The organism is Galbibacter orientalis DSM 19592 (assembly GCF_000260115.1).
GTDB lineage: Bacteria > Bacteroidota > Bacteroidia > Flavobacteriales > Flavobacteriaceae > Galbibacter > Galbibacter orientalis.
Genome location: NZ_JH651379.1, coordinates 1,204,631 through 1,221,588, shown reverse-complemented (window position 1 = coordinate 1,221,588; position 16,958 = coordinate 1,204,631). Strand labels below are relative to the sequence as shown.

The window sequence follows — 16,958 nt, the reverse complement described above, 5'->3', positions numbered from 1 at the left end:
AATGAATTTTATCCTCTTGTTATTTCTAATATTTCAAATTGTAAAGTTCCATTTGGCACTTTAACCTCTGCTATTTCTCCAACAGACTTCCCTAAAAGACCTTTTCCGATAGGAGAATTTACAGATATTTTTCCTGTTTTTAGATCGGCTTCACTTTCTGCTACCAATTTATAGGTCATTTCCATCCCATTGGCATGGTTTTTTATTTTAACATTAGAAAGTGCTAAAACTTTTGATGTATCCAATTGAGATTCATCAATAACACGGGCATTTGCCAATGTTGCTTCCATTTTAGAAATCCGCATTTCCAATAACCCTTGCGCCTCTTTTGCCGCATCATATTCTGCATTTTCAGATAAATCTCCTTTATCTCTTGCTTCTGCTATTGCTTGTGATGCCTTTGGGCGTTCAATACTTTTTAGTTGCTCTAATTCTGCTCTTAATTTTTTTATTCCCTCTTCTGTGTAATAAGATACGTTACTCATGACTTCATCTTTTATAAATACAAAAAATCCCCTTTTCCAAAGAGGATTTAAACAAATATACAAAATTTTAGTCAACGCAAACGACGAAAATTATTGTAGAAAATATCATATACTATCAAATAATATATTGATTCGTTTTACGTTCAATATTTTTCAGATTGAATTTATTGTAACTTGCGCACTTTATAACATTTATTAATGAGACATCTTTTTTACATTTTATCAATTCTATTTATTGTTACTGCATGTAGCAGTGACGATTCTTCCTTTGATAATCCAAATTTAATAGAACCTGGTTTTAGCTATAACATAAACTTAAACCTTCCTCAATACGCTAATTTAGCAACTCCTGGAACGGCAGTCTATGTAAACAATTCTAATGTTGGGATTCGAGGAATTTTTGTTATTAATCTTTTCGGAAGTTATAGAGCTTGGGAAGCTAGTTGCCCAAATCATCCACCAAATAATTGTTCTACAATGACGCTGAGTGGGGTAACTTGTAAATGTAGTTGTGAAGATTATGAATATGAACTAGCTGGTGGAAGCCTTGTTTCTGAATTTTCTGGTGAAGGTAAAGCATACCCACTACAAGAATATAGTGTTTCAGCAGAAGGTAGCAACGTTCGGATATATAATTAATTATTATGGCACAAAAAAGACTTCTAGTTGATATGGATGGGGTGTTAGCCGATACCTATCAGCAGTTTTTCCGGTTAGAATCTAATATTACAGGTAAAAAAATACAAAGAGAAGATGTAATTGGAGTTTCTGAAGCAGATGCTTTTCCAAACTATCTCAGTTATGTTCATAAGGCTGGTTTCTTTCGGGATGCTCCTGTAATTGAAAACGCTATTGAAGTAATGAAAAAGCTTAATAACGTATACGATATTTTTATTGTCTCATCGGCAATGGAATTTCCAAACAGCTTACGCGAAAAATACGATTGGCTACAAGAACATTTCCCTTTTTTACACTGGAAGCAAATAATTCTTTGCGGATCTAAAATTCCTGTTCAAGGGGATATTTTAATTGACGACCATTTCAAAAACCTCGATTACTTTAAAAAAACAACTCTTTTATATACTCAACCCCATAATATGGGTCGCGATAAAGGACATCAACGAGTTAACAACTGGAAAGAAATTGAAAGCATTTTATTGTAACTAAAGGTTATCTATACTGATTTTGAGAATGGAAATTGCATTCTTTTACACCTATATAAACTTCTAAAAGCTCGGTTATAGACTACAAATAGTTTTTTGGTTTTAGTCTTTGGGGGATTAAAAGCTTTCTCGCTATTTCTGCTCGTTAAAATCCCAATCTTTCAATCTATCTAAATACAAATACGATTCTACAAACAATCGTTGTTCTTTGCTAGTCATTTTTTCTAAAAGCTCTAAAGAAGAAATATAACTAGCTAAATTTCCGTTAGAAGAATAGAATTTTCCATCGGTTACAAAGCTAACCTCAGCATCGTTTTGCACTAATAAATCTGGATAATCCTTTTGCAGTTGTTCTCCCCCACCAATCCACGTAACAATTTTCTTTCCACTAGCAATTCCAGATTTCCCAATAAGTTGTGCCCCACCACAATTACTAACCGTATATGTGGTTTCTTTATTTTTTTCAATAATAAAATTCACCAATTTTTCATTCCTTACGGCAGTCCACATATCATAAGCACTTGGCACAAATAAAACGTCGAGTTTTGGTGCGGTATCAAATGTAAAATCTGGAACTACAACTAGCCCTTCTTCGGTTTCTACCGGATCCAACGTTTCTGCAATGGTAATTACGTTAAATAATGTGTCTCCTGCTTCGGTATGCTTAGAAAACACATCCATAGGAGCTGTTACTTCGGTCATTAAAACACGGTCGTACATTAAAAGTCCGATGGTAGGAAGACTTTCATCAATTTCTTTTGTGCTCTTTTGCGTACTCTCTACTTCTACTGTTTCTGTAACTTTTTTAGCATCCTCTTTTGAGTTTTTTACAGTACAACTCGCAAAAACAAATAGCGCTAAAACTAAAACTTTAATAATGGTTTTCATCTGTTAATATTTATTTTTTATTTATCTGATAAAATTCACAAATCAACATCTTGGTTAGATTCCAAAATTAGTATAGCGAATTTAATGTGTTTATTTTTATTATTTTAATGTATTAATGTCCGAGTAAAAATACAAGACCGCCTCCCTATCAGGAAAAAGAACAAAGACTATATTTTAATCCCCTAAAATCTTTAATTTATAGAGAATCCTTTTTAAAATCTCGCTTTCCTTTTCTAGTTTTAAATCCTCATAGAATATTAAAAAGGTTTATGCGTACTTACCGCAATTCTATTCCAAGCGTTAATTGTTGTAATAGCCATTATAATTTGTGCTAAATAATTTTCATCAAAAAAATCAAGCGCTTTATTATAAGTTTCAGATGTTAATCCCTGTTTATGGATTAATGTAACCTCTTCGGTAAGCTGTAACACTACTTTTTCTTCCTCAGAAAATAAATCGGTTTCTCGCCATGCACTGATCAAAAAAATACGTTGCTGTGTTTCGCCGTTTTTTAAAGCATCTTTGGTATGCATATCAATACAAAAAGCACAACCATTAATTTGAGAAGCACGGATTTTAACAAGTTCTTTATGCGTATTACTAAGCTTACTTGCTGCCAAATATTTTTCTAATGCGTACATGGCTTTATAAGCCTCAGGCTCTAAAACATCTATTTGAATTCTCTTTTCCATGAGTAATTGTTTTAATTATCCTCAAAAATAGAATCTATAAATCTCAAAAAAATTAATCTAGTTTAAGAAAATCATTTGGCTCGAATTTTACTGAGGTATTCTGGAGTTAATCCTAAAAAAGTAGCAATTAAATATTGAGGAACACGATTTACAAATTCAGGAAATTCTTCTCGAAACCTAAAGAAAATCTCTTCTTTTGAATAGCTAAAAATATATTGCATTCTTTTTAAAGCAGCCCCGTATGCAATTTGATAAATGCTTCTAAAATATATTTCCAGCTTCGGAAAACGTGCTAATAACGCTCTTTCTTTATCAGATTTAATAACTAATATTTCTGAATTTTCTACAGCTTGAATATTAAAATCTGTTACCTTTTGATGATAAAGCGCTTGTGCATCTGTGAGCCACCAGTTTTCAATAGCAAATTGAACGGTTCGGTCTACTCCTCTTTCATCAGTAAAAAACATATGAAGACAACCACTTAAAACAAAATAGTTTGTATCGCAGTGATTTCCTGCTAACATAACACACTCTTTTTTGTCCAAACTCAATACCTCAAAATACGTACTAATCTCTTGAAATTCTTGGTCTGTTACCGATACAAATTTGTTTAAATGCTGAAAAAAATGATTCATCTTAGAGGTGCTTTTTATGAGATCATTCAAAGTTAAGGTAATTATGAGCATCAAAAAAGAGGCTGTCTAAAAAGTAATTAAACTCTAAATGTTATCCGGAGCTTGCCGAAGGATTTTTTAAGTGTTAGTTGTTTAAAACTTCGACAAGCTCCTTTGACAAGCTCAGTTTGACAACTATGAATTACTTTTTGACAGCCTACTATTAATTATTTCCTTGTAATAAAAACCCTCTATGAAGATTAAAAAGTAATTGTAGCACCAACTAGAAAGTTAATTCCAGCTTGCGGATAATACCCAGCTCCATCAAAAGTAGTGGTAGAACCATCGTCATTACCAACATCATACGTATAATAATATCCATTAGAGATGTATTTAGCATCAAAAATATTGTTTACCAAGCCACTTAGTACAATGGATTTAAAAAAACTTTCCGTCTCAATGGTGTATTGCACATTAAAATCGTTTACAAAATAACTATCCAATTTTGAACTTTCGGCATCGGTATTCCCTAAATATTGCTCAGAAACATATTTAGAAAGGAAAGACAATTGTAAATTTCTAATGGGTAAATAAGTAAAGTTATTTCCTGCAACAAAATTAGGAGAATACGATATATTGGTATGTCCTAAATCTTGCACTTCTCCATCTATTTGAGAATAAAAATCTAGATTCTTATTAGTACTTAATGCTAAATTAGGTTTAAGCAAAAACTTATCAGCAAAGAAAAAAGTAGCATCTACTTCAAGTCCTAATCGGTAGCTATCGCCCACATTTTTACGTAATGGCGCTCCAACATCGTTTAACTCCCCTGTTAACACCAACTGGTTTTTATAACGCATATAGTACGTATTTGCGTTTACTTTAATTGTTGGCGAAGCATAGCGCCATCCTAATTCAAAATCATTTAAAGTTTCTGGCTCTGGACTTCCACTTTCGTAATCGTTACGATTAGGCTCTCTATTAGCACGGGCATAAGAAAAATATAAATTATTGGCTTCATTAAGACTGTACGTAAGTCCTGCTTTCGGATTAAAAAAGTCAAATTCATCGTCTACCAAACCTGTATCATCTCCATTAGCTTGGTAAGTTACACGGCGGTATTGCAAATCTCCATAAAGACTTAAATTATCAGTCAATTTATAATTTAACTTTGCAAAACTATTAAAGTCGGTTTTTGTTGAGTTATCATCATAATAGCGATCTCTAATTTCACTATCGCCAGCATAACGTGCCCAAATAATTTCCCCGAAATGGTCGCCTTCATATTTATTCCAAGCGCCACCAGCTATAAATTCCATCGTTTCATTTTCGTAAGTTACAGAAAAGGTAGTCCCATAAAAATGATTACTAAGCCATCTACGGCGAATTAAATCTGTAGTATTTACCAAATCCCCATCTATGGTAACTGGCTCAAATCCGTAGGTTGCAAAATCATCATCTTGGCGGTATTGCTCAAAAAATCCGCGTCCACGGGTGTAGTGAATCGCTAGATTTGTATTCCAATTTGCAGAAACTTGTTCATTCCAATGCAATTGAAAATGGTCTTGTTTATAATCGTCTACTTCATTATCATAATAATCCACCACATTTTCATCTTCATCATAAATAGCTCCAGCACTATTAAAAGTCCTTCCATATTGCTCTATTTGCCAGTCTTCAACTCCGTTCCACGACTGGTACGTAATTTCATGTCCGCCAAAAACGAGCGCTTTAATCAAGGTATTATCGTCCACATAAGCCCCTTGTAAAAAGTATGATTCCAAATCGGAGGCAGCTCTATCTATATATCCATCAGATTTTATTCGAGACAAACGCCCAGAAACTTCTATATGGTTATTAAGCAGGCCACTGCTAAATTTTATATTTGCTTTTCGGGTATCAAAACTCCCAACAGAACCAGAAATCTCGGCATAAGGATCTTTATTTACAGCATCCGTTAATAAATTTAAACTCGCTCCAAAAGCTCCAGCACCATTAGTAGAAGTTCCAACTCCACGTTGCAATTGTAAATTCTCAACAGAAGATGCAAAATCGGGCATATTCACCCAAAAACTACCATGAGATTCCGAATCGTTATATGGGATTCCATTGATGGTTACATTGACACGGGTAGCATCACTCCCACGCACACGAATTCCAGTGTATCCAACACCAGCTCCAGCATCGGAAGTGGTTACCACCGACGGTAAATACCCCATTAAAACAGGGATATCTTGTCCTAAATTTCTAGGTGCAATATCTTCCGCAGAAAGATTTGAAAAAGTTACTGGAGTATCACTAGTTACCCTAATTGCAGAAACCAAAACCTCATCCAACATAACATCGTCTTCAGAAATTTGCACATTAAGTACCATATCTTCTGTAACATTAATTGTTTTTGTAATTGGATTTTGCGCTGAAAATGTAAAAACTAAAACTTGCTTTCCTTGTGGAACAGCTAATTCATAATATCCATCTGCATCCGTCTGCGTACCATTATTGGTATTTTCTAAAATTACCGTAGCTCCTGGAACACCAACATTCTCTTGATCGGTAAAGGTTCCTGATACTTTAAATTCTTGGGCAGAACTCAATTCGACTCCTAGAAATAAAAGACTTAAAAATGTGAATAAAAACTTCATTCGTAATTGTTTTTACGAATAAAAGGGGTTATTATTCTTTAGTTTGATTAAAATTAATTTGTTGCCTATAAAGCTTCGGGAAAATATTTCTTCCCAACTCCACTCAAAAAGACAGTTGTTTATTAACTTCTTTTCGAATTTATATTTAAAACCGCTTTTAAACTCGGCCATCCCTAAACAGCATTACCTGTTCTAGGTTCCATGGGTATAATCTCAGCCTTTTTTTAGTTGAAAAATATAAAATTTAACCCCTAAAAAGCACCCCTTATGAGATGCCGCAAAATTACAAAACGAATGCTGGTTTCGGAAAATATTTTGACAAAAATTTCACATCGGTTTGAAGTCCTTTATTTATCTTTAAAAAATGGAAAATTCGAAGAGCAGAATCCCTTTAAAAGTATTGCTGAGCTATTTAGCTTTGGTTTCTCTAGTTGTAATTGTTGGTTGGTTGGTATATCAAGAGATAAGTTCTTTTACCCAAGCGCAAAAAGATGAAACTATTGAGAAAAATAAGATCCTTCGTATAGGTAAACTCCTTACTCTTATGTACGAAAGTGAAAGCTTTGCGCGTTCGGCTATTCAATCAAATTCTCAACAACCTTATGTAAGTTTTCTTCGGAAGAATGACTCTATTTCCATACAAATAGATTCCTTAAAACAAATTATAAATCAGCCATATCAATCCAAATTACTAGATAGTGTTAATTTTTTACTTCAGCAGAAAATAAAGAACATCAACGAACTTAGAGAGCTTAGGATTAACGACACCTCTGAAAAAACAATTGAAAGTGCTATTGAAAAACTTTCAAATATAGAAGATCAACTAGGGCGACTTTCCTTAAAAGATTTTGTAGCAAACCCCGATAGTTTAGATCTTGAAACAAAGAAAAAGCTATTAGAATTTATTGCTATTAATAATAGATATATTCCTAGAGACTCCAGTAATTCTGTTGATGAACGAACCCTAGATTCTATTGTTACTGCTTCTAGAGAAATGCTTCAAAATGTAAAAGAAAAAGCCTCAACACAAAAGCTTTCTTTGGCAATTAAAGAGCGCCAATTACTAAGAAACGACCTCACTACTTCTCAACAATTACGTCAAATACTAACGGCTTTTGAAAACGAATTTGTAAATAATGCCCGTATATTAAATGTTGAAAGAGAGCGTGTACTTCAGCGAAGCATTAAGGTTATTACAATTGCAGCCATTATTGGTGCGATTTTAGTGATTGTTTTTTCAATTATTATTTTAAGAGATTCCTGGCGAAGTCAGCAATACAAAAGGCAAATTGAAGATTCTAATGAGCATAATAAACTTTTAGTAAAAAGCAGGGAACAGCTTATTTCTATGGTTAGTCACGACTTAAGAACTCCTTTAAGTACAATTTTGGGGTATACCGAACTTCTTAAAGATGCCAATTTGAACGAAAAAGAATCTCATTATACTGACCGTATAAAAAATGCTTCTAGCTATGTTACACAATTGGTTGATGATTTACTAGATTTTACAAAACTAGAAGCTGGAAAAATTAATATTGAACACGTAGCTTTTAATCTGAATACCCTAATTACGGAAACTGCAGAAGGTGTACAATCTATCTATAGTGCAAAAAATATAAATCTGATAATTGACATCGACAAATCAATAAATAAACATTTAATAGGAGATCCCTTCCGAGTAAAACAAATTTTATCAAACCTCATAGGGAATGCCTATAAATTTACAGAAGAAGGGAGTATAACCGTTAAAGTAAGATTAAAAACTACAAGCGAAAATGAACAGTTAATTTCTATTTCTGTTATTGATACTGGGATAGGAATTAAAAAAGAAAAGCAACATATTATTTTTGAAGAGTTTACACAAGCCGACGGTAACACCGAAAAAAAATATGGAGGAAGCGGACTAGGGTTAACTATTTCTAGAAAGCTTGCTTCGTTATTGGGCGGAAGTTTATATTTAGAAAGTAAAGAAGGAAAAGGTAGTACTTTTTCATTTGTTTTTCCTGCAAAATTTAGCAGTAAAGATGTGATTATAAAAAATGTTGAAAATCCCGATTTTACTATTCTCAATAAAAAATACACTGCTATTGTTATAGATGATGATGAAACGCTCCTGAAACTAAATAAAGAAATTCTAGAAAAAAATAATTTTAAAGTATTTGCTTTTGATAGTGGTAAAAAAGCGCTTGATAAGATTAAAAGTATTGAATATGATTTTATTGTAACCGATATTCAATTACCATCTTTTAACGGATTTTATTTTGCTGAAACCTTACGTTCTGATAAACAATACGGATATAACAACCAACCAATTATTGCTGTTACAGGAAGAAAAGATCTTAATAAAAAAAGTTATCTAGAAGCTGGATTTGCCGAATTTTTATTCAAGCCTTATGAGCCAAAATCTTTACTACACAAAATTTCTAAAGTTTTAGATAACACGCAAGAAACTGCTGAAAATGAAGAAGAAACGGAGACAACTATCAAAAAAAATACCCTTTTTGATCTTTCCTCTTTAAGTTCTTTTTTGAGTGATGACGAAGCCATGTTAGACATCTTAGAGGTGTTTAAAGAGAATACTTCTAAAGACCTAAAAGATTTAAAAACGTATATAGCGAAAGAAAATTTAGAGGAAATCCGAAAAATAGCTCACAAAATGCAAACTATGTTTAAGCAAATAGATGCACAAACAGTGGTGCCTATCCTTAATTTTTTAGAGCATTTCAAAGATGAAGAGAAAAAGCAATTACCCTCTAATTACAAAGCTTTAAAAAAGAATATAAAACTAACTTTTTCGGCTATCGATAAGCATCTTAAAAACAACAAGTAATTATCTTTCTTAGAAACTATGCTTCTATTTCGTACTCTTTAATTTTATTATAAAGTGTTTTGCGAGTAATATTAAGTAATCTTGCGGCTTTAGATTTATTATTTCCTACTTCATTTAACGCATTTATAATTAAGTCGCGCTCATTATCTTTTGTAGAAAAAGATTTTATATGCTGATTTTCTTTTGGTGGATTTGTAAGTTCCATTGGCAAAACCGATTTTTCAATCAAATCTCCTTGCGTAAGTAATGCCGATCTTTTTATTACATTGGACATTTCTCGTAAATTTCCTGGCCATTTATATTGCTGAAAAATTGTAATCACTTCATCAGAAAATCCTAATACATTTTTATTAAGCTGCTCATTTGCCATATTCAAAAAATGGTCTGCAAAAATGAGCAAATCTTCTTTTCGCTCGTATAAATTAGGCACTTTAATGGTAAATTCGTTCAATCGGTGATAAAGATCTTCTCTAAATTGTCCTTTTTCAACAGCTTGTAATAAATCTTCATTAGTAGCTGTAATCAATCTAATATCAACCTCAATCTCTTGATTACTTCCTATCGGTTTGATTTTTCGCTCTTGAAGAGCTCTTAATAACTGAATTTGATTTTCATAAGATAAATTCCCCACTTCATCTAAAAAAATAGTTCCTCCATTTGCAGCCTCAAAATGTCCAATCTTATTGTTTACAGCACCAGTAAAAGAGCCTTTTACATGACCAAAAAATTCGCTTGCCGCAATTTCCTTTGGAATAGCTCCGCAATCTACCGCAATAAAGCTAAAATCTTTTCGACTACTATTGTCGTGAATTCTTTTTGCTACCACTTCTTTCCCCGTTCCGCTATCTCCCATAATTAAAACAGACATATCGGTAGGAGCCACTAGTTTTATATACTCATTAAGTTTTGTTGAGGCACTACTAATTCCTGTAACTGCTTTTTTAGGAAAAGCTTCTTTCTTTTTTTCAGCCTTTGCTTGTGGAGTAGCTCCAGCTTCAGTAGATTTTTGTTTTTGCTGATTATCTCCTTTTAAAGCATTTTGAATTACAATAAGTACTTCATCTTGATTAAAAGGTTTTGAAATATAATCAAAAGCGCCCTTTTTCATAGCTTTTACAGCGGTAGAAACCTCTGCATATCCAGTCATTAAAATAACAGGAGTTTCAGGATGTTTTTCTTTAACTTTTGTCAAAATAGAAATTCCATCATCGTCTGGCAATCTCAAATCGGTAAATACCAAATCGTATTTAGTATTGGAAAGTTTTTTTTGCGCTTCTTCCGACGAATAACTAGCTTCTACTGAAAAACCGTTTTTCTTTAAAAAACGTTCCAGCATCGCCGAAAAAGTAACATCATCTTCTATCAATAGGATATTTGGCATTCTCAAGTGGGTTTCTACAAAAATAGGAAGTAAATAGGTGTAACAATTTAAAAAAATCATAAAAAAAGGATGGCTTTCACCATCCTTAAACAAAATATGACTTTGTTTTACACGCTAAGTGTTGATTTTTGTATTACTATCACTCATTTTTTAGTAACCTCAAGAAAAATTAGGAGGGATTTAAATTCAAAATGTTCTAATCTCAATTATAGAGTAAACTTGAGTGTATTGTTTGTTCTCAATACTACTAATTATTATTTATTCTGAATCCACTCCCCATCTTTAGTAGCATACAAATTGGTTGTTTTATCTCCTACCAATACTTGAATTTTATATTCATCCGCTTCATTTTTAAAAGCCTTTGAAACTTGAACTCCTGGAAAATCTGTCTCCAATGCATTTGTAATTGCGTCAGGTAATTCTGTAGCGTCTATAGGAGTATAATCATCCTGATCTACATATACTGTTTCTACAAAATCATTATTAGAAATTACTGGAACTGCTGCAAATGTTGTAAAACTTCCTAATGCTATAACTGATGCTAAAATTAACTTTTTCATATCTTCTTTATTTTATATTAAACTTCTTTTAAATACTTACTTTATTAAAAGCCAATTCTATACCAAAAACAAGAACACATACATAACCACCTAACTATCAGTTATTATGGTTCTTTTCATAAAAAAACAAATACCTATTATCTGTGAAAATGTGTGTAATATGCACACAATAATGGGTAAGAAGTACACTTTTCTTTAAGAGTATGTATGTTTTATTTTAGGTATAAAATAAGATTCCATCCCTTTAAAAAACCCCATAAAAAAAGACTGCCTTTAAAGACAGTCTTTCTCTCAAATGTAATTAAAATAAACGGAGTTTACTTGCTACTATTTCTGTATCCACTCTCCATTTTCGTTTGCGTAAAGTGTTGTCGTTTCTTCGCCAACAGCTACATCAATTTTATATTCTGAAGCATCATTTTTATATGCTTTAGAAATTGTTGCTCCAGGGAAATCTGCTGCAAGTGCATCTGTAATTGCTTGTGGTACTTCTGCCACATCAATTTCTTGATATTCATCTTGAATCATATAGATTCCGTTTGTATTAGAAACTATTGGTGTTGCTGCAAATGTTGCGAAACTACCTAATGCTAATGCTGCTACTAAAAATACCTTTTTCATGATTATATGTTTTTATGATTAATACTAATTTATTTCTGATTAGTATAGTACCATCTTCGTTCCAAAAAAATGAACTTAGATAAGTTAATATTTAAATAATTGAAAATCAGGTTGTTAAATGTGATATTGCGAATGCAAATAAAATATAAAGTGTGTAAACAATGTGTAAGCACCCCGTTTCCTGAGTAAAAAATACACTGTTTTACACAGAAATAATTATAAAAAAAAGTATCAAGATTAAGAATCATCACTGCTTCACTGCAAGGAAAAAGAGTACAGAGTAAATCTAAATTACACTACTGTAACTTTATAACATAAAAAAGACTCACCCGAAGGCAAGTCCTTTTCAAACGTAATTAAAATAAACGAAGCTTATGTCATTCTATTTTTGAATCCACTCTCCACTTTCATTAGCGTAAAGAGTTGCTATTTCTTCTCCAACGGCAACCTCTAATTTATAATCAGAGGCTTCATTTTTATATGCTTTCGAGATTTCAGCTCCTGGAAAATCTGCTGCCAGTGCACCTGAAACAGCTTGAGGAACTTCAGCTACTTGTATTTCTTCATATTCATCTTGCGTTGCATAAATTTCTTCTGCAATTCCATCGTGAAAAATTACTGGTGTTGCTGCAAACGATGCAAAACTACCTAGTGCTAATGCTGATGCTAATGCTAACTTTCTCATACTATATATTTTATTTAATTTTTTTCTAATTAGTATAAAGCCAATTTTATACCAATTATAATATGTGAAGTCAATAAATATTTAACTAAATGATAATCAGATGATTAATAAGTAATCTATTCCAAATATGAAAAATATAAGTGAGTAAAAAAGTGTATTTATTTTAAAAAGACGGGTAAAAAAGATACAGTTTTAGTGGTTGGAACAAAAAAATCCAAACTCTAAATGTCTTCCAGCACTTGTTGAAGGATTTTTTTGAGAGTTAGTTGTGAAACTTCGACAAGCTCCGTTCAAGAAGTTTGACAACTATGAATTACTATTTACACAGCCACTTTTTTTTGGGGCTGATACGTGTAGAAACCCTTTTCAATACCACTCCCTTTCTATTTTTAATCCCCCATAAAGGGTTTACATGAATAAAAAAGAATGCTTAAAACAGTTTATTTTATGAAATCCATGTCTCTTTAATTTCATCTATTATCCAAGTTCCTTTCTTATCTTTTTTTATAAAAATTCGTAATCCCCCACCATTAAGCCTCCCTTTCATAAATCCTGCATTCAAAACACCATAAGATTTGGTTTTATCAAATAGTATTCTAGAAAACGACAATACTCCAGCTAAATCATATTTATCATTCCATATTTCGGAACCCTCAGGAAAGCTTGAAACAGGCTTGAATCTTAATTTCTTATTATTAGATTTTAATTTATTAAAGTCTACTTTAAACCCAGTGTTAAAATCTAAATTTTTTGAATCTATTATAAGTTTTTCATTTTTGAAATGATTTAGAAGCTCAAACATATCTTCTTTGTCAAATCCAGCTATTGAGTCCGAAAAAGCAATATATATTAATGCGTTATCGTTTACAATTGAGTCTCTTTCCCTTTCCCACGCTTTATACCTTTGCAGATAATCATCTGATTTTTTCCAATCATCATACGCTTTCTTATAATCTTTTTTTACATCATACCCTTTTTCTTCAAGATAATCTGAAGGGGGTGGGGGTGGCGGAATTAACCTTAAATCATAATAAGTTAAATCTACCAGCTTAGGGAATATGTTATAGAATACTTTTTGCTCAAATTCTAAGTTTGTCGGTATTTTTTCCTGTTCACAACTAAAATGGACAATTGAAATAAAAATTAATATGTTAAAAAATTTCATCATATATCTATTTCAAACTATACAATTTACTACTTATCCTTTACTTGGTGTGCAGGTTTTAATAAATCTACAACGGTTTTTACAGGATTAAAGGTAGTTAACGGAACTTCTACAAATATGGTATTCCAAAATGCCATTCCTCCATTCCAAAGCCCTGGTAATTCTAATGCTTTTAATTCTTTTCCTTCTTTGGTTTTATTGGTTATAAAAGCTTGTTGTTTATTAACATAATCCAAAAGATTATATTTTTCTCCTTTGTAATTTTTAGTGCTACAAACAATATCCACAGGATTAAAATGGGTAGCTGCTTTTAAAATATCTTCCTGAAATTTATTCTTAGAATCTATTTGTGGCGACTCTACTATTTGCAGAGAAATATTCCCATCTTCATCTTTTATCCAAAAGGGTCCTCCCCCAGGTTCTCCCTCATTTTTTACCATTCCACAAATTCGGATTGGTGCATTTAGTTTTTCCTTCAAAAATTCAATTTGATAAACCTCCTTATACTTATCTACATCAGATTTTACATGAACATTTAATTCTGTTCTCAGAAAATCTTTTATTTCGTTTATCATTTTCTCATTTGGAGTAGTTTCATCTAGCAGTTTGGCATATTTATATGCCCTATTCTGAACTTCAATTAACTTTCCAGCAAGTATTTTTTTAAACTGAGCCAACTCATGTTTATATTTATATACCACTACATTATCAATATTTTTAATAAAGATAATATCTGCATCTTGGTCATTTAGATTTTCTATTAAAGCTCCGTGCCCTCCAGGTCTAAATAATATTTCTCCTGTTTCTAAACGAAAAGGCTCGTTTTCCATAGAAACTGCCAATGTATCGGTAGATTCCTTTTGATATGAAAAAGAAGTCTCAAAAGAAACCCCTGTTTTTTCTGTAACACGACTCTCGATTTTATCCATTTCCTCATCAAAGTCATTATTATGTTCTTTTGATATTGTAAAATGAAGTTTGGCTACCCCGTTAGACTCATCGTACAGAGCGGCTTCATACATATGCTCTTCAAAAGCAGTTGCAGGATGCGTTTTATATTTATGAAAAGGAAGTAAGCCTTTAGGACTCGATCCATAATCAAACTCATCTTTATCTAGTAATATTTTAACCACATAATACTTCTGAAAATGGTCTGGAAGATTTAAAAAATCGGGATGCTTTTCAACAAATCTTTTTATTACCTCTTCATAAAACGGAAACTTTTCTATCCCAATAAAAAAGGTTCTAATAATCTCTGCCTTTTCTCTGTTTATATATGCATTAATAGTTTCTTGCGCAGGATTATATGTATTTAAGAATTGAAACAACGCCTTAAACATTCTGGTTGCCGCACCAGAAGCTGGAACAAATTTTAATAAATTGAGTTTGTCCTTTTCAGATTCAAAAAGAGCTACATACTTTTCTTTTTCTTTTTCTGAAAATTTATGAATTCCATGATTGATGGTAGCTGCTGCTATTAAATTTACAAATGGAATTCCTTTTTTAAAAATTTCGATCTGCTCAGCTACTTGAGTTTCCTTAATTCCCTTTTGCTTTAATTGCTTCTTATCGGTTTCCGTAAGTGTTGTCATTTTCTTGTATAAGTTTTTCTACATGGTTAATAGCTGTTTTCATACGATTTTCAAAATCGCCTTTTAGCAACACATAGCTTTTATTATAGGTATCGAGGGTGTTTTTAAAATAATCAAACATTTCTTCGCGTTCCTCGGGTTTATCACGAAGATCATCTTTCTCCCATGGAACATCAATATACGTCAAAAAATATAAATTGTATGTATTTTCTACTGCATATTTTTCAAGAATTGGATCACAATTCCCTAAGTAATATGCTTCTGAATACACCTTTGTCTCCAGCAAATCGGTATCACAAAAAAGGATTTTATTCGCTTGCTTTGTGAGCTTATTTTCTAAGTAAATTTGTCCTTCAGCAATGGGAATCAAATCTTTAGGCTCACAAGTTTTTTGTTCCCTGTTCCATTTTTCTTGAAGATACTCCCGTGCATACTCTGGAACCCATTTAGTGTTATAATGAGCTGCTAAAGCCTGTGCTAGGGTGGTTTTTCCAGTAGATTCTGGCCCGAACATTACTATTTTAATAATGTCTGAGGGCTCTTGTTTAAGTTTTTCTTCCATGCTTTGTAACCATAAATTGCAATAATTGTAAATATTAAATATTGCAAACTTGTAAATGCTAATCCTTTAAAAAGGTAGAGTGGAACAGAAATAATATCTCCTATAATCCAATAAATCCAATTCTCTAATTTCTTCTTTGCCATAAGCCACATTCCTACAAAAAATATGGCGGTAGTTAAAATATCTACATACGACATCCACGACTCCCATTTATCAAAAATCTCATAAACAGCAAACACAAAAATCATAGTTCCTATAAAAAGAAACACCGATATTATTTGTTCCTTTTTAGTGGTTTTGGTTATCGGAATAAAATGGGTATCGTCTACTTTGCGCGTCCATACATACCATCCATAAATACTCATGGAAAAATAATATGCATTAATCATCATATCGCCAAGTAAGCCATATTGCAATAATAAATACACAAAAATAGCGGTGCTAATAATTCCCGTTGGATAGACTAAAATATTCTCCTTTTTAGAATACCACACACTTAAAAAACCAAAAACAACTCCAATAATTTCAAGAACTATATAATGAGTAGGAACACCGTTGTATTGCGAGAAAAGCCAATCAAAAATGAGGTTCATACTCGCTTCGGTCAGATTTTACAATTTTCATATATAACAAGCCTTTATCAATCATTTCAAAAGCTTCTTTAACTTCTGTAGTTATTACTTTCATCACTTTGTCATAATCTCCATAGACTTGTGTACTCAACGGATTTTCTAACACTGTGAGTCCGCTTGCCCTCATTTTTTTTATAAAATGAATAATTGCTGGTTCAAAATCGTCTTGAAGTGGCGTTAATGTTAATTCTACTGATATGTTCATGTTATAATATTTCTAATTTTAATGCTTTTCTTTTTAGAATAAGGTGTTAGTTGTTATTGGTTAATTGTTATTCGTTAATTGTTATTCGTTAATGGTTGTTGGTTGTTGGTTGTTGGTTAAAACAACAAAAACCTTTCTCCTTTCCTAATTCTCTTTTAACTTTTTTACTTTATATACTTTTTACTTTCAATCCTTTTTCGGACTTCAGGCTTCCGTCTTCCGGCTTTTCTTTTCAACTTTC

The 16,958-nt window shown here is 32.1% G+C and carries 17 protein-coding genes; 3 read left to right on the top strand and 14 right to left on the bottom strand.

Features of this window, described 5'->3' with window-relative positions:
- Positions 1 to 8: 8 nt before the first annotated feature.
- Positions 9 to 485 carry a transcription elongation factor GreA gene (gene greA / locus JOOMADRAFT_RS05485; protein WP_008611867.1) on the bottom strand — a complete coding sequence of 159 codons (477 nt, stop codon included), beginning with the start codon at positions 483 to 485 and terminating at the stop codon, positions 9 to 11.
- Positions 486 to 683: 198 nt separating this feature from the next.
- Between greA and JOOMADRAFT_RS05475 the strand changes: the two genes are divergently transcribed.
- Positions 684 to 1,124 (top strand): Rieske (2Fe-2S) protein, encoded by a 441-nt coding sequence (locus JOOMADRAFT_RS05475; protein ID WP_008611866.1) that lies wholly within the window; start codon positions 684 to 686, stop codon positions 1,122 to 1,124.
- Positions 1,125 to 1,129: 5 nt separating this feature from the next.
- On the top strand, positions 1,130 to 1,648 hold the full coding sequence (locus JOOMADRAFT_RS05470; protein WP_008611865.1) for a 5' nucleotidase, NT5C type: 519 nt from the start codon (positions 1,130 to 1,132) through the stop codon (positions 1,646 to 1,648).
- Positions 1,649 to 1,780: 132 nt separating this feature from the next.
- Here JOOMADRAFT_RS05470 and JOOMADRAFT_RS05465 read toward each other — a convergent pair whose 3' ends face one another.
- The 4 genes from JOOMADRAFT_RS05465 to JOOMADRAFT_RS05450 all read right to left on the bottom strand — a co-directional run bounded on the left by JOOMADRAFT_RS05465 (position 1,781) and on the right by JOOMADRAFT_RS05450 (position 6,484).
- The gene (locus tag JOOMADRAFT_RS05465) at positions 1,781 to 2,536 is read right to left on the bottom strand and encodes a DJ-1/PfpI family protein (protein ID WP_008611864.1); all 756 of its coding nucleotides are present in this window, start codon (positions 2,534 to 2,536) and stop codon (positions 1,781 to 1,783) included.
- Positions 2,537 to 2,793: 257 nt separating this feature from the next.
- The gene (locus JOOMADRAFT_RS05460; RefSeq protein WP_008611863.1) at positions 2,794 to 3,228 is read right to left on the bottom strand and encodes a carboxymuconolactone decarboxylase family protein; all 435 of its coding nucleotides are present in this window, start codon (positions 3,226 to 3,228) and stop codon (positions 2,794 to 2,796) included.
- Positions 3,229 to 3,299: 71 nt separating this feature from the next.
- The gene (locus JOOMADRAFT_RS05455) at positions 3,300 to 3,863 is read right to left on the bottom strand and encodes a Crp/Fnr family transcriptional regulator (RefSeq protein ID WP_008611862.1); all 564 of its coding nucleotides are present in this window, start codon (positions 3,861 to 3,863) and stop codon (positions 3,300 to 3,302) included.
- A 239-nt stretch (positions 3,864 to 4,102) separates the two neighbouring features.
- Positions 4,103 to 6,484 (bottom strand): TonB-dependent receptor, encoded by a 2,382-nt coding sequence (locus JOOMADRAFT_RS05450; protein ID WP_008611861.1) that lies wholly within the window; start codon positions 6,482 to 6,484, stop codon positions 4,103 to 4,105.
- 364 nt (positions 6,485 to 6,848) lie between these two features.
- Between JOOMADRAFT_RS05450 and JOOMADRAFT_RS05445 the strand changes: the two genes are divergently transcribed.
- A complete protein-coding gene (locus JOOMADRAFT_RS05445) occupies positions 6,849 to 9,314 on the top strand; it encodes a hybrid sensor histidine kinase/response regulator (protein ID WP_008611859.1) in 2,466 nt (821 codons plus the stop codon).
- A gap of 16 nt (positions 9,315 to 9,330) precedes the next feature.
- Here the strand turns inward: JOOMADRAFT_RS05445 and JOOMADRAFT_RS05440 are convergent, their stop codons facing one another.
- The 9 genes from JOOMADRAFT_RS05440 to JOOMADRAFT_RS05400 form a co-directional block, all read right to left on the bottom strand.
- Positions 9,331 to 10,695, bottom strand: coding sequence for a sigma-54-dependent transcriptional regulator (locus JOOMADRAFT_RS05440; protein WP_040879937.1), 1,365 nt, complete (start codon positions 10,693 to 10,695; stop codon positions 9,331 to 9,333).
- A gap of 254 nt (positions 10,696 to 10,949) precedes the next feature.
- The gene (locus tag JOOMADRAFT_RS05435; protein WP_008611854.1) at positions 10,950 to 11,255 is read right to left on the bottom strand and encodes a hypothetical protein; all 306 of its coding nucleotides are present in this window, start codon (positions 11,253 to 11,255) and stop codon (positions 10,950 to 10,952) included.
- Positions 11,256 to 11,582: 327 nt separating this feature from the next.
- On the bottom strand, positions 11,583 to 11,876 hold the full coding sequence (locus JOOMADRAFT_RS05430; protein ID WP_008611853.1) for a hypothetical protein: 294 nt from the start codon (positions 11,874 to 11,876) through the stop codon (positions 11,583 to 11,585).
- Positions 11,877 to 12,258: 382 nt separating this feature from the next.
- The gene (locus JOOMADRAFT_RS05425) at positions 12,259 to 12,561 is read right to left on the bottom strand and encodes a hypothetical protein (RefSeq protein WP_008611850.1); all 303 of its coding nucleotides are present in this window, start codon (positions 12,559 to 12,561) and stop codon (positions 12,259 to 12,261) included.
- Between the two features lie 445 nt (positions 12,562 to 13,006).
- Entirely contained in the window at positions 13,007 to 13,729 is a 723-nt protein-coding gene (locus JOOMADRAFT_RS05420) for a hypothetical protein (RefSeq protein WP_008611849.1), read from the bottom strand.
- Between the two features lie 26 nt (positions 13,730 to 13,755).
- Positions 13,756 to 15,318 (bottom strand): DUF4301 family protein, encoded by a 1,563-nt coding sequence (locus JOOMADRAFT_RS05415; protein ID WP_008611848.1) that lies wholly within the window; start codon positions 15,316 to 15,318, stop codon positions 13,756 to 13,758.
- On the bottom strand, positions 15,293 to 15,880 hold the full coding sequence (locus JOOMADRAFT_RS05410) for an AAA family ATPase (RefSeq protein WP_008611847.1): 588 nt from the start codon (positions 15,878 to 15,880) through the stop codon (positions 15,293 to 15,295). Before JOOMADRAFT_RS05410 ends, JOOMADRAFT_RS05415 begins: the two co-directional genes overlap by 26 nt.
- On the bottom strand, positions 15,835 to 16,473 hold the full coding sequence (gene pnuC / locus JOOMADRAFT_RS05405; RefSeq protein WP_008611846.1) for a nicotinamide riboside transporter PnuC: 639 nt from the start codon (positions 16,471 to 16,473) through the stop codon (positions 15,835 to 15,837). Before pnuC ends, JOOMADRAFT_RS05410 begins: the two co-directional genes overlap by 46 nt.
- Positions 16,457 to 16,717 carry a thiamine-binding protein gene (locus tag JOOMADRAFT_RS05400; protein WP_008611845.1) on the bottom strand — a complete coding sequence of 87 codons (261 nt, stop codon included), beginning with the start codon at positions 16,715 to 16,717 and terminating at the stop codon, positions 16,457 to 16,459. The genes pnuC and JOOMADRAFT_RS05400 overlap by 17 nt, the downstream gene beginning before the upstream one ends.
- Between the last annotated feature and the right edge of the window lie 241 nt (positions 16,718 to 16,958).

What these genes read in the sequence shown, in the direction of transcription:
- greA (WP_008611867.1), bottom strand. Translation starts at nt 485, where the DNA reads ATGAGTAACGTATCTTATTACACAGAAGAGGGAATAAAAAAATTAAGA.
- JOOMADRAFT_RS05475 (WP_008611866.1), top strand. Translation starts at nt 684, where the DNA reads ATGAGACATCTTTTTTACATTTTATCAATTCTATTTATTGTTACTGCA.
- JOOMADRAFT_RS05470 (WP_008611865.1), top strand. Translation starts at nt 1,130, where the DNA reads ATGGCACAAAAAAGACTTCTAGTTGATATGGATGGGGTGTTAGCCGAT.
- JOOMADRAFT_RS05465 (WP_008611864.1), bottom strand. Translation starts at nt 2,536, where the DNA reads ATGAAAACCATTATTAAAGTTTTAGTTTTAGCGCTATTTGTTTTTGCG.
- JOOMADRAFT_RS05460 (WP_008611863.1), bottom strand. Translation starts at nt 3,228, where the DNA reads ATGGAAAAGAGAATTCAAATAGATGTTTTAGAGCCTGAGGCTTATAAA.
- JOOMADRAFT_RS05455 (WP_008611862.1), bottom strand. Translation starts at nt 3,863, where the DNA reads ATGAATCATTTTTTTCAGCATTTAAACAAATTTGTATCGGTAACAGAC.
- JOOMADRAFT_RS05450 (WP_008611861.1), bottom strand. Translation starts at nt 6,484, where the DNA reads ATGAAGTTTTTATTCACATTTTTAAGTCTTTTATTTCTAGGAGTCGAA.
- JOOMADRAFT_RS05445 (WP_008611859.1), top strand. Translation starts at nt 6,849, where the DNA reads ATGGAAAATTCGAAGAGCAGAATCCCTTTAAAAGTATTGCTGAGCTAT.
- JOOMADRAFT_RS05440 (WP_040879937.1), bottom strand. Translation starts at nt 10,695, where the DNA reads ATGCCAAATATCCTATTGATAGAAGATGATGTTACTTTTTCGGCGATG.
- JOOMADRAFT_RS05435 (WP_008611854.1), bottom strand. Translation starts at nt 11,255, where the DNA reads ATGAAAAAGTTAATTTTAGCATCAGTTATAGCATTAGGAAGTTTTACA.
- JOOMADRAFT_RS05430 (WP_008611853.1), bottom strand. Translation starts at nt 11,876, where the DNA reads ATGAAAAAGGTATTTTTAGTAGCAGCATTAGCATTAGGTAGTTTCGCA.
- JOOMADRAFT_RS05425 (WP_008611850.1), bottom strand. Translation starts at nt 12,561, where the DNA reads ATGAGAAAGTTAGCATTAGCATCAGCATTAGCACTAGGTAGTTTTGCA.
- JOOMADRAFT_RS05420 (WP_008611849.1), bottom strand. Translation starts at nt 13,729, where the DNA reads ATGATGAAATTTTTTAACATATTAATTTTTATTTCAATTGTCCATTTT.
- JOOMADRAFT_RS05415 (WP_008611848.1), bottom strand. Translation starts at nt 15,318, where the DNA reads ATGACAACACTTACGGAAACCGATAAGAAGCAATTAAAGCAAAAGGGA.
- JOOMADRAFT_RS05410 (WP_008611847.1), bottom strand. Translation starts at nt 15,880, where the DNA reads ATGGAAGAAAAACTTAAACAAGAGCCCTCAGACATTATTAAAATAGTA.
- pnuC (WP_008611846.1), bottom strand. Translation starts at nt 16,473, where the DNA reads ATGAACCTCATTTTTGATTGGCTTTTCTCGCAATACAACGGTGTTCCT.
- JOOMADRAFT_RS05400 (WP_008611845.1), bottom strand. Translation starts at nt 16,717, where the DNA reads ATGAACATATCAGTAGAATTAACATTAACGCCACTTCAAGACGATTTT.